General features: G+C 72.1%; 14 protein-coding genes. 7 read left to right on the top strand and 7 right to left on the bottom strand.

Features of this window, described 5'->3' with window-relative positions; translation table 11 throughout:
• Both Q0A33_RS14925 and Q0A33_RS14930 read right to left on the bottom strand, forming a co-directional pair.
• Positions 1 to 916, bottom strand: a 916-nt coding sequence (locus tag Q0A33_RS14925; RefSeq protein WP_291798573.1) for a glycosyltransferase, incomplete at its 3' end; no start/stop codon positions are given.
• A complete protein-coding gene (locus Q0A33_RS14930) occupies positions 913 to 2,130 on the bottom strand; it encodes an NAD-dependent epimerase/dehydratase family protein (protein ID WP_291798576.1) in 1,218 nt (405 codons plus the stop codon). The genes Q0A33_RS14930 and Q0A33_RS14925, both read right to left, overlap by 4 nt.
• Before the next feature lie 130 nt (positions 2,131 to 2,260).
• Between Q0A33_RS14930 and Q0A33_RS14935 the strand changes: the two genes are divergently transcribed.
• Positions 2,261 to 3,586 (top strand): M20/M25/M40 family metallo-hydrolase, encoded by a 1,326-nt coding sequence (locus Q0A33_RS14935; RefSeq protein WP_291798578.1) that lies wholly within the window; start codon positions 2,261 to 2,263, stop codon positions 3,584 to 3,586.
• A 17-nt stretch (positions 3,587 to 3,603) separates the two neighbouring features.
• Here Q0A33_RS14935 and Q0A33_RS14940 read toward each other — a convergent pair whose 3' ends face one another.
• Positions 3,604 to 4,545, bottom strand: coding sequence for a DMT family transporter (locus Q0A33_RS14940; RefSeq protein WP_291798581.1), 942 nt, complete (start codon positions 4,543 to 4,545; stop codon positions 3,604 to 3,606).
• A gap of 57 nt (positions 4,546 to 4,602) precedes the next feature.
• Here Q0A33_RS14940 and Q0A33_RS14945 point away from each other — a divergent pair, with 57 nt between their 5' ends.
• Positions 4,603 to 5,274, top strand: a complete 672-nt coding sequence (locus Q0A33_RS14945) for a histidine phosphatase family protein (RefSeq protein ID WP_291798584.1) — start codon at positions 4,603 to 4,605, stop codon at positions 5,272 to 5,274.
• Here the strand turns inward: Q0A33_RS14945 and Q0A33_RS14950 are convergent, their stop codons facing one another.
• The gene (locus Q0A33_RS14950) at positions 5,275 to 6,117 is read right to left on the bottom strand and encodes an undecaprenyl-diphosphate phosphatase (RefSeq protein WP_291798587.1); all 843 of its coding nucleotides are present in this window, start codon (positions 6,115 to 6,117) and stop codon (positions 5,275 to 5,277) included.
• Positions 6,118 to 6,194: 77 nt separating this feature from the next.
• Between Q0A33_RS14950 and Q0A33_RS14955 the strand changes: the two genes are divergently transcribed.
• A complete protein-coding gene (locus tag Q0A33_RS14955) occupies positions 6,195 to 7,109 on the top strand; it encodes an aldo/keto reductase (protein WP_291798590.1) in 915 nt (304 codons plus the stop codon).
• A gap of 95 nt (positions 7,110 to 7,204) precedes the next feature.
• Here the strand turns inward: Q0A33_RS14955 and Q0A33_RS14960 are convergent, their stop codons facing one another.
• The gene (locus Q0A33_RS14960) at positions 7,205 to 7,522 is read right to left on the bottom strand and encodes a hypothetical protein (protein ID WP_291798593.1); all 318 of its coding nucleotides are present in this window, start codon (positions 7,520 to 7,522) and stop codon (positions 7,205 to 7,207) included.
• A gap of 36 nt (positions 7,523 to 7,558) precedes the next feature.
• On the opposite strand from Q0A33_RS14960, the gene Q0A33_RS14965 reads away from it, so the two are divergent.
• From Q0A33_RS14965 to mshC, 3 genes are all read left to right on the top strand, one after another.
• On the top strand, positions 7,559 to 8,125 hold the full coding sequence (locus Q0A33_RS14965; RefSeq protein WP_291798596.1) for a DUF3090 domain-containing protein: 567 nt from the start codon (positions 7,559 to 7,561) through the stop codon (positions 8,123 to 8,125).
• 17 nt (positions 8,126 to 8,142) lie between these two features.
• Positions 8,143 to 8,946 carry an SCO1664 family protein gene (locus tag Q0A33_RS14970; RefSeq protein ID WP_291798600.1) on the top strand — a complete coding sequence of 268 codons (804 nt, stop codon included), beginning with the start codon at positions 8,143 to 8,145 and terminating at the stop codon, positions 8,944 to 8,946.
• Between the two features lie 75 nt (positions 8,947 to 9,021).
• Positions 9,022 to 10,263, top strand: a complete 1,242-nt coding sequence (gene mshC / locus Q0A33_RS14975) for a cysteine--1-D-myo-inosityl 2-amino-2-deoxy-alpha-D-glucopyranoside ligase (protein ID WP_291798603.1) — start codon at positions 9,022 to 9,024, stop codon at positions 10,261 to 10,263.
• Positions 10,264 to 10,287: 24 nt separating this feature from the next.
• Here the strand turns inward: mshC and Q0A33_RS14980 are convergent, their stop codons facing one another.
• Complete coding sequence (locus tag Q0A33_RS14980) at positions 10,288 to 11,115, bottom strand: PAC2 family protein (RefSeq protein WP_291798605.1); 828 nt, start codon at positions 11,113 to 11,115, stop codon at positions 10,288 to 10,290.
• A gap of 24 nt (positions 11,116 to 11,139) precedes the next feature.
• Between Q0A33_RS14980 and Q0A33_RS14985 the strand changes: the two genes are divergently transcribed.
• The gene (locus Q0A33_RS14985) at positions 11,140 to 11,838 is read left to right on the top strand and encodes an HAD family phosphatase (RefSeq protein WP_291798608.1); all 699 of its coding nucleotides are present in this window, start codon (positions 11,140 to 11,142) and stop codon (positions 11,836 to 11,838) included.
• A gap of 15 nt (positions 11,839 to 11,853) precedes the next feature.
• Here the strand turns inward: Q0A33_RS14985 and Q0A33_RS14990 are convergent.
• On the bottom strand, positions 11,854 to 12,670 hold an 817-nt coding region (locus tag Q0A33_RS14990), incomplete at its 5' end, for a PD-(D/E)XK nuclease family protein (protein ID WP_363316629.1).

The following is a 12,670-nucleotide window of genomic DNA, read 5'->3' on the forward strand; positions in this document are numbered from 1 at the left end:
ACGGGATCCCGCCCGCCCGAGCGCCCACCACCGGCACGCCCGAGGCCATCGACTCCAGCGCCACGAGCCCCAGGGTCTCCGTGGTGGAGGGGAAGACGAAGAGGTCCGCGCTCGCATACGCCGCCGCGAGCTCCGTTCCGGACATGTAGCCGGTGAAGACCGTCCGCGTGCCGGCGAACTCCTCCTCCAGCTGTGTGCGGAACGGGCCCGAGCCCACGAAGGCCAGCCGCACGTCCTCCGGCATCCGCGCCAGCGCCGCCCGCAGGAGCAGCAGGTCCTTCTCCTTGGACAGGCGGCCCACGTAGACGAGCAGCCGGTCCTGCGGGTGGCCGTCCGTGAGCCGCTCCCGCATCCGGACGCTGGACCGGGCGGGGGAGTAGGCCCGGGTGTCCACCGCCTTGGGCCCCAGCTGCACGTTGCGGATGACGGCCCCCTGCGCCCGCTCCACCCTCTGCCGGGAGGTGCACAGATTCACCTGCGCCTCGTTGTGCAGCCGGTTGCTCCACCGGGAGGTGGTGTCCGTGATCCACTCGAGCCCCAGCCGGCGGGTGTACGAGGGCACGTCCGTGTGGAAGCTCGCCACCAGCGGGATGTTCCGCCGCCGGGCCGAGAGCGCGCCGTAGGCGGCCAGCCACACGGGGTTGACCGCGTGGACCACGTGCGGGTGGAAGCGCTCCATCACCGCGGCGATCGACGGCGTCGGCAGTCCCACCTCGAGCTCCGGGTACCAGGGACGGAACGGCACGGACCGCACCGGCACCACCTCGAAGCCGGCGAAGGACTCCGGCGGATGCCCGGGAGCGAACACCACGACCTCGTGCCCCAGCTCCGCCAACTGCTCGAGTGACCGCGTGATGCGGGTGACGACCCCGTCGATCTTGGGGAGGAAGACCTCGGTGAAGAGCGCGATCCTCACGGAGACACGGACTTCGGCACGCCCGGACGGGTCCGGTCGTTCCACAGGCTGGTGGCGGGGATCTTCTCCAGGTCCGCCCGGTGGGCCCACCGCCGGGCGGTCTCCTCCACCTCCGTGAGCAGACCCGCGGACAGCGTGGTCGGCTCCAGGCCCAGGTCCAGGAAGGTCTCGTTCGCCGCGAACAGGTCGTTCTCTGCCGACTCCTGGCGAGGGTTGGGGACGGTCTCCACCCGGGCGCCGGAGATCTCCGCGACGAGTGCCGCGAGATCGCGCACCCGGTGCGTCTCCGTGAGCTGGTTGAAGATCTTCACCCGGTCCCCGGCCGCGGGCGGGTTGTCGATCGCGATCCGGATGCAGCGGACCATGTCCCGGATGTGGATGAACGCCCGCGTCTGCCCGCCCGTGCCGTGGACCGTGAGCGGGTAGCCCACCGCCGCCTGCATGAGGAAGCGGTTGAGGACCGTGCCGTAGTCGCCGTCGTAGTCGAAGCGGTTGACGAGGCGCTCGTCCAGCTCCGTCTCCTGCGTGTGCGTGCCCCAGATGATGCCCTGGTGCAGATCCGTGATCCGCAGCCGGTCGTTCTTCGCGTAGAAGGCGAAGAGGTGCTGGTCGAGCACCTTGGTCATGTGGTAGACGCTGCCGGGGTTGGAGGGGTACAGGATCGTCTGGTCGATGAGCTCACCGGTGCGGGTGCCGTCCGCGTCCTCCGCGTGGGCCTTCACGTCCAGGTAGCCCTCCGGGATCCGCATCCCGGCCGTGCCGTAGCCGTAGACGCCCATCGTGCCCAGGTGCACCACGTGGACGTCGAGGCCGGACTCCACGATCGCCGCGAGCACGTTGTGCGTGGCGTTCACGTTGTTGTCCACGGTGTAGCGTTTGTGGGCGGGGGACTTCATCGAGTACGGCGCGGCCCGCTGCTCCGCGAAGTGGACGAGGGCGTCCGGACGCAGCTCCCGCAGCAGGGCGAGGAAGCCCTCGTAGTCCTGGGCGAGATCGAGGTCCCGGAACCCGAGAGCGCGCCCCGTGACCTCCTGCCAGGCGGCGATCCTCTCCTGAGGAGTGCGGATGGGCGTAAGCGATTCCGTGCCCAGCTCCTCGTCGATGCGGCGCCGCGAGAGGTTGTCGACGATGACCACCTCGTGGCCCGCCTGTGAGAGATGCAGGGCGGCGGGCCAGCCGCAGAAGCCGTCTCCGCCGAGGACGAGGATCCGCACGTGGGTCTCCTTGCTGTTGTCGTGGTGCAGGGGTCGCGATCGAGCTCTCCCCAGCCTACTCGGCGCGTAGACTCGCGGGTGACGCGCGGGTGAACAGGAACGCGCGTGACCGCTCCCGCGAAAGGAACCCATGTCCGATCACACCCCCGGCGACCGCTTCGACGGCGCCGTCGCAGAGACCCTCGGGATCGCCCAGTCGCTCATCCGCTTCGACACCCAGAACTGGGGCGAGGGGAAGGCGAACCCCGAGCGCGAGGCCACGGAGTGGATCGCGGAGCAGCTGCGCGAGGTGGGCCTCGACTCGGTCATCCACGACTCCGAGCCGGGCCGCGCCAACCTCGTCGCCCGGATTCCCGGCACGGACCCGGAGGCCGGCGCGCTCGTCGTCCACGGTCACACGGACGTCGTGCCCGCCGACGCCTCGGAGTGGTCCGTGGACCCGTTCGAGGGCGTCGTGCGCGACGGTCTGCTCTGGGGCCGCGGTGCGGTGGACATGAAGGACATGGACGCGATGATCATCGCGAGCGTGCGCGACATGCTGCGCCGCGGTCTCCGTCCCCGCCGCGACCTCATCGTCGCCTTCTTCGCGGACGAGGAGGCCGGCAGCGTCTACGGCTCCCACTACATGGTCGACAACCACCCGGAGCTGTTCGCCGGCGCCACGGAGGCGATCAGCGAGGTGGGCGGCTACTCGACGGACATCCGCGGGCAGCGGGTCTACCTCGTGCAGACGGCGGAGAAGGGCATCGCCTGGCTGCGCCTCGTGGCCCACGGCACCGCCGGCCACGGCTCCATGGAGAACCGCGACAACCCCATCACCCGGCTGTCCGCCGCACTCGCGCGGATCGGGACGCACGAATGGCCGGAGGCGATGCCCGCGGCGACCCGCGAGCTCCTGGAGGGCGTCGCCGAGCTCACCGGCGTGGAGTTCACCGCGGAGACCACGGGTGAACTCATCGCGGAGCTGGGGTCCATCGCGAAGTTCGTGGGGCCCACACTGCGCAACACCTCCAACCCGACCGTGATCCAGGGCGGGTACAAGCACAACGTCATTCCCTCGACCGCACAGGCGCTCGTGGACTGCCGCGTGCTCCCCGGCCAGTTCGAGGACGTCATGCTCACGATCAAGGAGCTCGCCGGCGAGGGGATCGACGTCGAGACCGTCACGACGGGCGACGCGCTCGAGGCCGAGTTCTCCGGCCGCCTCGTCGACACCATGCAGGCATGCCTGCTGGGCGAGGACCCGGACGCGCTCATCCTCCCGCACGCCATGAGCGGCGGCACGGACAACAAGGCGCTGAGCAAGCTGGACATCACCGGCTACGGCTTCGCACCGCTGCGGCTCACCGGCGACCTCGACTTCGCCGCGATGTTCCACGGCAAGGACGAGCGGGTGCCGGTCTCCGCGCTCGAGTTCGGCACCCGCGTGCTCAGCCGCTTCCTGCTCGAGGCCTGAGGCCGCTCCCGGCCGGGCTACTCCGCGCCCTTCGGCCAGGACGCCAGCGTCACCCCCGCCAGCACGATCGCCATGCCCACGAGCGTGCCGGGGGTGACGGGCGGACTGCCGGGGAACACGAGGTCGAGGACGAGCGAACCGAGGAGGTTGCCGAACAGCGAGGTGAGCGAGAGCAGGAGCACGCCCAGGCGCTGCACCGTCGTGGTGGTGATGCCGATGAAGAGGACGCCCACCAGGCCGCCCACCAGCATCCAGGACTCGCCCGGCAGTGCGGGGAACTCGGCAGGCGGCGCACCTGCGGCCCAGGCGAGTGCCGAGCAGGCGAGGAGGAACGTCCCTCCCACCGCGAAGTTCACGGTGGTGGCGGTCACGGCCGAGGCCGTCGTGCGCTTGACCCGGCCGTTGAGCGCCTGCTGGACGGTGGTGAGCGCGCCGGAGGCGAAGGGCACGAGCGGCGCCCAGAGCGGGAAGGCGCCCGCGGTCCCGCCCCAGCTCGCCACCACCACCCCGGTCATGACGACGAGGGTGCCGAGCAGCCGCGCGGGAGTGGCGGGTGTCCTGCCTCCGGGTGGGAGCTCGGTCGAGTCCACGACCAGCGCACCGGCGAGCTGTCCGGCCACGAACGCCATCGTGAAGACGGAGACGCCGATGAGCGGGACGGTGAATGCCTGTGCGACGACGACGCTCACGCCGCCCAGGCCGCCGGTGAGCATCCACCAGCGCAGCTCGCCGGAGCGCAGCGCCGCTGCCAGGGCCCGGAAGCCCCTGCGGCCGGCGGGGACGAGCGCGAGGGCGATCACCATGACGACCATGCCGCCGGCGAAGGACAGGGTCGCCGCGTGGATGCCGGTGCCCACGACCTCGGCGAGCGTGCCGTTGGCCCGGGACTGGAAGGCCATGAAGAGCCCCGCGAGCGCAGTGGCCGCGAGGGCGAGTCCGGTGGAGAGGTCTGTGCGCACCCGGGCAGGCTACCAGCAGGCGGGCTGTACCCCTCCGCCGCCCGCTACAGTGGGGTGATGGAGATCATCCTCGTCCGCCACGGCGAGTCCACCGCCAACGTCGCCGGTGTCCTCGCAGGCCGCAGCAACGATGTCGCCCTCACGGAGCGGGGGAGGGAGCAGGTCGCCGGTGCCCGCGTGCTCGTCCCCGAGCTGGGCGTCCCCGAGGTCCCCGTCCTCACCTCTCCCATCGCCCGCTGCGTCGCCACGGCGCGCATCCTCCTCGAGGCCGAGGGCCGCGAGGCACGGGAGCCGGACGTCCTCGACGCGCTCGCGGAGGTCGACTACGGGGAGTGGACGGGACGCGGCATCGCGGAGCTGCTGCGCGAGGAGCTGTGGCAGACGGTGCGCACCTCGCCCAGCCGGGCCCGGTTCCCGGGCGGGGAGTCCCTGCCCGAGGTCGCGGAGAGGACCCGCGCCGCCCTCGCCGCCGCCGTGCGCCGCGGGGAGGAGGCGCAGGCGGAGACCGTCGTGCTGGTCTCGCACGGGGACGTCATCAAGCTCGCGCTGGCCCACGCGCTCGGTGTGGAGCTCGACCGCTTCCAGCGGATCGCGGTGGCACCGGCTTCGGTCTCGCGCATCCGCGTGGACGCCGGTGACGGGCACGGACCGCCCATGACCGTCACCATGCTCGGTGCCACCGCCGCCGGCCGCCGCGCCGAGGCCGCGGTGCCCGGCGGCGGCAGATGATCAGCTCGCGCTCAGCACGCCGGTGAGCAGCAGCGCGTAGATCACGAGGCCGAGGACCACGCGGTACCAGACGAAGATCGCGAACGACCGGGTCTGGACGTACTTGAGGAAGCCGACGATCACGACGTAGCCGAGGACGAACGACACGGCGGTGGCCAGGAGGGTGGGGCCCCAGCCGAGCACCATCTCCTCGCCGGCGGCGACCTCGGTGAGCGACTTGTAGACGCCGTACGCGCCGGAAGCCATGACCGCGGGGATCGCGAGCAGGAACGAGTAGCGGGCGGCCTCGGGGCGGGTGAAGCCCATGAACCGGCCGGCCATGATCGTGCCGCCGGAGCGGGAGACGCCCGGGATGAGCGCGAGCGCCTGGGCGCAGCCGAACGCGAGGCCCTGCTTCCAGTTCATGGACTCGAGGGTGAGCTCCCGGCGCCCCACCCGGTCGGCCACCCCGATCACCAGGCCGAACACGATGAGCATGGTGGCCGTGATCCACAGGCTGCGCAGTACGGAGTCGATCTGCGACTCGAAGAGGAGGCCGAGCACGCCTATCGGGATCGAGCCGAGGATGATGAGCCAGCCCAGGCGGACGTGCGGATTGCTCCGGTCCTCGCGGCCCACCAGCGAACGGCACCATGCGCCGATCACCGTGATGATGTCCCGCCAGAAGTAGACGAGCACGGCCGCCTCCGTGCCGATCTGGATGATCGCCGTGAAGAAGGCCCCCGGATCCTGGCCCGGGAGCATGAGCTCACCGGCGATGCGGACGTGCGCGGACGAGGAGATGGGCAGGAACTCGGTGAGCGCCTGGACGATGCCGAGCACGGCGGCGATGAGCCAGTCCATGGAGACGCGGGGTCCTTTCGGTGGGCGGCGGGGGAGCGGGTCAAGGGTACTACCTGCGTCCGGTAGCCTTCTGAAGCATGCGCCAGAATCAGATGGGTCGGACCGGTCTCCACGTGTCAGAACTCGCACTCGGCACCTTCGAGTGGGGACGGAGGGTCGACGCCGCGACGGCGCAGGAGCTGCTCGACGCCTACGCCTCCGCGGGCGGCACCCTGGTGGAGCTGCCCGCGTTCGACGCTCCCGCTGTGCATCTGCTGGGAGAGCTGCGCCGGCCCAGCCGGGTGGCGCTGGCCGCACGTGTGGGTGTGAGCAGCCCCGGCGGCACCGGCCGCCGCTATCGCACCGGCCGGGTCGATCTGCTCGCCGATGTCCGCACGCTGCTGAGCGGTCTGGGCGGGGAACACCTCGAGGTGCTCGTGCTCGACGCCTTTGACCCCTCCGTGCCGCTCGAGGAGACCGCCTCCGCGCTCACGGTGCTCGCCCAGCGCGGGGACGTGGGCTACGTGGTCGCCTCACACCACACCGCCTGGCAGCTGGCCCTGCTGAGCGGGTTCTCCGGCGTGCCGCTGGCCGGCGCCGTCGCGGAGTACTCCCTGCTCCGGCGGGACGCCGAGGCGGACCTCCAGCCGGCGCTGGACCACATGGGCCTGGGACTCATCGCGGGCGCCGGGCTGGGGCGCGGGGTGCTCACGGGGCAGTACCTCAAGCGGATGCCGCGGGGCAGCCGCGCCGGTGGCGACTTCTCCGCCTACGTGGGGGAGCTGCTCGACGAGGACTCGACCGGGATCGTGCAGGGCGCAGTCAAGGCCGCGACCGCACTCGGCGTCTCGCCGGTGGACATCGCGCTGGCCTGGAACCGGCAGTCGGCCGCAGCCAGCACCCTCGTCTCCCCGCGCACCCGGGCCCACCTCGACGAGCTGCTGGCCTCCCACCTCACCCTCGCGCCGGAGATCCGCGACGTGCTCGAGCAGATCTCCGATCCCCTGCGGTGAATGGGGCTCCGCCGCCGTGAGCCGCGCCTGAATGCGCAGGAGCCCGGCACGTGCCGGGCTCCTGCGGTCCGCGTCACCGCGGTGGGGAGGGGTGCTCAGCGCGAGGAGTCGTCCTCGGAGTCGTCGAGGTAGTCGTCGTCCTCGTCGTAGTCGTCGGCATCCTCGTCGTCCTCCTCGGAGTCGTCCGCGTCGTCGTCGCGCTCGTCCTCGACGTCGTCGAAGAGCTCGAACGGGGTCACCTCCCCGTACTCCTTGTAGAGGGCGTCCTCATAGAGCTCGAAGGCGTCGGCGAGCGCCATGTAAGCGGCCTCCACGCGGGCGTCGGTGTCCGAGGTGCGGTGGGCGGAAGCCGCGAAGTGCTCGCGGACGGCGGCAAGGAAATCCTCGAGGGCTGCGCTCGGATCAGTGCTCATGGTCACAAGGGTACCCCGTTCGTATAGCCTGTGTGCATGCCCGCTCATGTCTACGACCACCAGTCCCCGGAGCGCTTCGTCGTGGGCACCGTGGGGCTGCCCGGCGAACGCACGTTCTTCCTCCAGGCCACCTCGGCCGGGCGGGTGGACAGCTTCGTCCTGGAGAAGGAGCAGGTCGAGGTCCTCGCCGAGCGGATCGACGAGCTGCTCGACCTCGTGCGGGCCCGGTCCACCGGTGAGCACGGCGTGCCGCCGCAGCCGCTGCCGGAGCTCGAGGACAACGGCGGGCTCGTCACGCCCGTGGACCCGGAGTTCCGCATCGGCACGATGAGCATGGGCTGGGACACGGAGAACCACCGCCTCCTCCTGGAGTGCTTCGAGCTCACGCGCGCGGACGCGGAGTCCGGCTCCAGCTCGGAACCCGGCGACGACGGCCAGGAGCGTTCGGTGCTGCGGGCGATGCTCCCCGGTCCGCAGGCCCGCGAGTTCGCCCGCCGCGCCCTGCAGGTCGTCTCCGCCGGGCGCGGCGAGTGCCCGCTGTGCCACCAGCCCCTCGACGCCGCCGGGCACGTCTGCCCGCGTCTCAACGGGGTGCCCCGCTGACCGCCTCGACGCAGGAGGTGCTGGGGCTGCTGTCCGCCGGCACCGTGTACGTCCTGGGCCGCATGCCCGGGGCAAGCAACGAGACCCACCTGTGCGCGGTGGCCGGGAGCCCGGCGCAGGGGGCGGCGGGACCGGTCGTCCGCGCCGTGCTCAAGACCCGGGCGGGGGAGCGCGCGCTGCCGGACTTCCCCGCGGGGACGCTCTCGCACCGCGAGGTCGCGGCCTTCGAGGTCTCCCACGCCCTGGGCCTCGACGTGGTCCCTCCCACCGTCTGGCGGTCCGACCTCGGCGGTTCGCTCCAGATCTTCGTGGAGACGGACCCGGCGGCCGATCCCGCCGTGGTCCTCGCACCCCCGGGCGGGCTTCCCCGCGACCTCGCTCCCGTGCTCCGCGCGGAGCTCGCCGGCGGCGGCGAGGTGGTCCTCGCCCATGCGCTCACCCCGGCCGTGCGCCGGATCGCCTTCTTCGACGTCCTCATCGACAACGCGGACCGCAAGGGCGGCCATCTGCTCACGGGAGCCTGGCTCGCCGGCGACGGGCCCCACGAGGTCCGCGTCCACGGGATCGACAACGGCCTCGCGTTCAACACCGTGCCCACGCTGCGCACCGTGCTCTGGGGATACGCCGGCGAGCCGCTCACGGACGAGGAGCGGCACTGGGCCTCGCGGACGGCGCACGGGGAGCTCGACGCCGTGCTCGCCCCGCACCTCGGCGCGGAGGAGCGGCGCGTGCTCGCGCTCCGCGCCGCGGGGCTGCTGCAGCGCGGTCGCATGCCCGAACCTCCGCGGAACCGCCGCGCGGTCCCCTGGCCGCCGCTGTGAGCGAGCCCGCCGCTGTGACGGGGCGAACGGGCGGGGAAGTTCGCGTACTGCCTGAGAAAGTGCCATGCTGGTCCGGTGAAATCGTGGTCAGCACCTGAGGTCCCCAGCCTGCCGAACCGTGGGAAGCGTCCCACCGTGTTCTGCTCCTCGCATCGCGGGCCGGCCGGGACATGCCGCAAGAAGAAGGAAGCGCGCCTGTACGTCTGCGGGATCACCCCCTACGACGCCCCCCACCTGGGGCACGCCGCCACCTACGTCGCCTTCGACGTCCTCCAGCGCCTCTGGCTCGACGCGGGGATCGAGGTCACCTACGTCCAGAACACCACGGACGTGGACGATCCGCTGCTCGAGCGCGCAGCCGCCACCGGGGTGGACTGGCGCGAGCTCGCCACCAGTCAGATCGACCTGTTCCGCTCGGACATGGAGCACCTGCGCGTGCTCCCGCCCGCCCACTACATCGGCGCGGTCGAGTCGATCCCGGAGGTCGTCGAGGCCGTCACCGCGCTCGTGGACTCCGGCTGCGCGTACACCCTGGACAACGGGGACGTCTACTACCGGGTGAGCTCCGAGGTGGAGCCGCCCTTCGGCTCCGTCTCCCACCTCACCCGCGCGGAGATGCTGCCCGTCTTCGCCGAACGCGGCGGAGACCCGGAGACCCCCGGCAAGGAGGACCCGCTCGACCCCCTGCTGTGGCGCGCGGCCCGGCCGGGTGAGCCGGAGTGGGACGGCGGCCGCCTCGGGCCGGGCCGGCCCGGCTGGCACATCGAGTGCGCCGTCATCGCCCAGCGCTACGCGGGCCTGCCGCTCACGGTGCAGGGCGGCGGCTCCGACCTCGCCTTCCCGCACCACGAGATGGGCGCCGCCCACGCGGAGTCGCTGACGGGCAGGCCGTTCGCCGAGGCCTACATGCACGTGGGCATGGTGGGCTACGAGGGCGAGAAGATGTCCAAGTCCAAGGGCAACCTCGTGATCGTCTCCCGGCTGGTGGAGCAGGGCGCCGATCCCATGGCGATCCGCGCCGTCCTCCTCTCGCACCACTACCGCAGCGACTGGATGTACGTCGACGGGCTGCTCGAGGACGCCACCGCCCGGCTCGAGGCGTGGCGGGCCGCGGCCCACGCGGGCACGGACAAGGAGGAGGCCGAGGAGCTCGTCGCCGAGCTGCGAGCCGTCCTCGCCGACGACCTCGACACCCCCGCCGCCCTCGACCTCCTGGACAACTGGGCGGACGAGTCCGACGACGGGGACTCCGACCCGGAGGGCACGCGCCTCGTCATCGACGCCGTCGACGCACTGCTGGGCATCGACCTGCGCTGAGCCGCGCAGGCCGGGCACCGCCTCTCAGCCCTCGTCGCGGCGCAGGTAGCGCTCGAACTCGCGGGCGATCGCATCGCCGCTGGCCTCGGGGAGGTCCGCGGCGTCCGTCATGGACTCGAGTCGCCGGACGAAGTCAGCGAGGTCCTCGTCGGCCTCCACGGCGGCCTCGGCGTGGACCTCCCACTCGCGTGAGCGCTCCACGAGGTCCCCCTGGTCCAGCACGAGGCCGGTGAGGTCCTCGAACGCGGTCATGAGCGAGAGCTGCGCCTTGGGGGAGTGGCCCCCGCCGGCGTAGCCGGGCACGGCGGCCCACAGCGAGACGCCCGCGTGCCCCTGTGCGGCGAGCTCGCACTCGATCACCCCGATCATCCCCGTGGGCCCCTCGTACTCGCTGCGCATCGCATCCGCGGCGGGCACGTCCTCCGGGCGCTCGCTCGTCACGGTCACGGGGATGGGCCGCGTGTGGACCGTGTCCGCCAGCAGGGCGCCCACCAGCACCACGGCGTCGCCGGGCTCCACGCGCTCGGCGACGAGTGCGGCGAACCGGCGCCACAGGAAGGCCGGCTCCTGGCCCACGATCACCTCGACGGGGATCGCGGTGCCGGGCACCGTGCCGGTGTGGATCTCCGCGCACGGCCATTCGATGCGGGCCTCGCCGCCGGCTCCGCGGCGCAGCGAGGGGCGGTGGGTCTGGTAGTCGTAGAACTCCTCGCCGCCGAGGAGGCCGGACGCGGTCAGCTCCATCTGCGCGATGAGCTCGCGGGCGAAGGAGGACGCGGCCTCCGCCGCGTCGTTCCATCCCTCGAAGGCGATCACGATGAGCTTCGATCCGGACTGAGGCAGGTACTCCATGCTCCACAGACTACGCTGGCACCCATGAGCTCCACCGCACCCGTCACGTCCTCGCCACCGCCTGCCACGCCCCCGCTGCCCTTCACGGCCGCCCTCTGGGACATGGACGGCACCCTCGTGGACACGGAGCCGTACTGGATGCGGGCGGAGACGGAGCTCATGGCCGCGCACGGCCTCCACTGGGACGAGGAGCTGGGCGAGCTCATGGTGGGCAACCCCCTGCTCACGAGCGCAGAGATCCTCCGCGCCCACGGCCTGCCGCTGCCGGCGGAGGTCGTCGTCGAGAAGCTGCTGGAGCGGGTCGTCGCGCAGGTCCGCGCACACGTCCCGTTCCGTCCCGGCGCGGCCGAGCTGCTGGCGGACCTGCGCGCACACGGCATCCCCTGCGCGCTCGTGACGATGTCCTACCGGAGCCTCGCCGAGGCGGTGGTGGACGCCTGCCCCGCCGGCACCTTCGCCTCCCTCGTGACGGGCGACGAGGTCACGCACGGCAAGCCGCATCCGGAGCCGTACCTCACGGGAGCCGCCGCGCTGGGCGCGGCACCGCAGGAATGCGTCGCGTTCGAGGACTCGCCGCCCGGCCTCCGCTCGGCCGTCGCCGCCGGCACGCAGGCGGTGACGATCCCGCACATCGTCGATCTGCCGGAGGTGCCCGAGGCCCGGGTCGTGTCCACGCTCAGCGGCCTCACCGTCACCGGGCTCGCGGAGCTGCTGCGGTCCTGAGTCCCGCCGACGCGCTCAGCGTCCGGCGATCGCGGTGATCTCCGGCGTGGGCGGCGGAGTGCCGCCCCACGCGGGGCAGATCGGCTTGAAGTGGCACCAGCCGCACAGCGGGGACCTGCGCGGGCGCCAGCGATCGGTCTCCGCGGCGCGGGCGATCTCGTCCCACAGCGAGAGGATCTCGTGCTCGGTGCGCTCCACGTCCGCCGCAGTGGGCCGTTTCGCGACCGTCGTGCGGCTGCCGAGGTAGAAGAGCTGCAGGGTGTGCACGAGCTCCCTGTCGCTGAGCCAGTGGACGAGCGCGTAGAAGCGCATCTGGAAGTCGGCCTCGCGCCCGTACTGCGGCTTGGGCTGCTTGCCGGTCTTGTAGTCCACCAGACGCACCTGGCCGCCCGGTGCCCTGTCCGTCCGGTCGACGAAGCCGCGCAGCTTCAGCCCCATGTCCAGCCGGGCCTGCACGAACTGCTCGCGGGCGGCAGGCTCCACCTTGTCCGGCAGCTCGAGGGAGAAGTACCCCTCCAGCAGCACCCGGGCCTGCTCCTGCAGGCGCTGGACGTGGTGGGGTTCCGGGAACAGCTCGGCCACCGTCTCCCCGTCCTTCTCCCGCAGCGCCTCCAGTGCGGGGGAGATGCCGGCCACCGCCTGCTCGAGGGTGCGTTCGGGCGCCGGCACGTCGAAGAGGCGTTCGAGCACGGCGTGCACGAGGGTGCCGCGGAACGCAGCCTCCGACGGGGGCTCCGGCAGCCGGTCGACGGTGCGGAGGCGGAACTTCAGCGGGCACTGCACGAAGTCGTTCGCGCGGGAGGGGGAGAGGGCGAGGAGTTCGGCCATGCGC

The sequence above is a fragment of the Brevibacterium sp. genome, assembly GCF_022712115.1.
Taxonomy (GTDB): Bacteria; Actinomycetota; Actinomycetes; order Actinomycetales; family Brevibacteriaceae; genus Brevibacterium; species Brevibacterium salitolerans.

Bases quoted from the DNA above. Each gene is read 5' to 3' on its own strand.
- Q0A33_RS14935 (WP_291798578.1), top strand. From the start codon at position 2,261: ATGTCCGATCACACCCCCGGCGACCGCTTCGACGGCGCCGTCGCAGAG.
- Q0A33_RS14945 (WP_291798584.1), top strand. From the start codon at position 4,603: ATGGAGATCATCCTCGTCCGCCACGGCGAGTCCACCGCCAACGTCGCC.
- Q0A33_RS14950 (WP_291798587.1), bottom strand. From the start codon at position 6,117: ATGGACTGGCTCATCGCCGCCGTGCTCGGCATCGTCCAGGCGCTCACC.
- Q0A33_RS14955 (WP_291798590.1), top strand. From the start codon at position 6,195: ATGCGCCAGAATCAGATGGGTCGGACCGGTCTCCACGTGTCAGAACTC.
- Q0A33_RS14960 (WP_291798593.1), bottom strand. From the start codon at position 7,522: ATGAGCACTGATCCGAGCGCAGCCCTCGAGGATTTCCTTGCCGCCGTC.
- Q0A33_RS14965 (WP_291798596.1), top strand. From the start codon at position 7,559: ATGCCCGCTCATGTCTACGACCACCAGTCCCCGGAGCGCTTCGTCGTG.
- Q0A33_RS14980 (WP_291798605.1), bottom strand. From the start codon at position 11,115: ATGGAGTACCTGCCTCAGTCCGGATCGAAGCTCATCGTGATCGCCTTC.
- Q0A33_RS14985 (WP_291798608.1), top strand. From the start codon at position 11,140: ATGAGCTCCACCGCACCCGTCACGTCCTCGCCACCGCCTGCCACGCCC.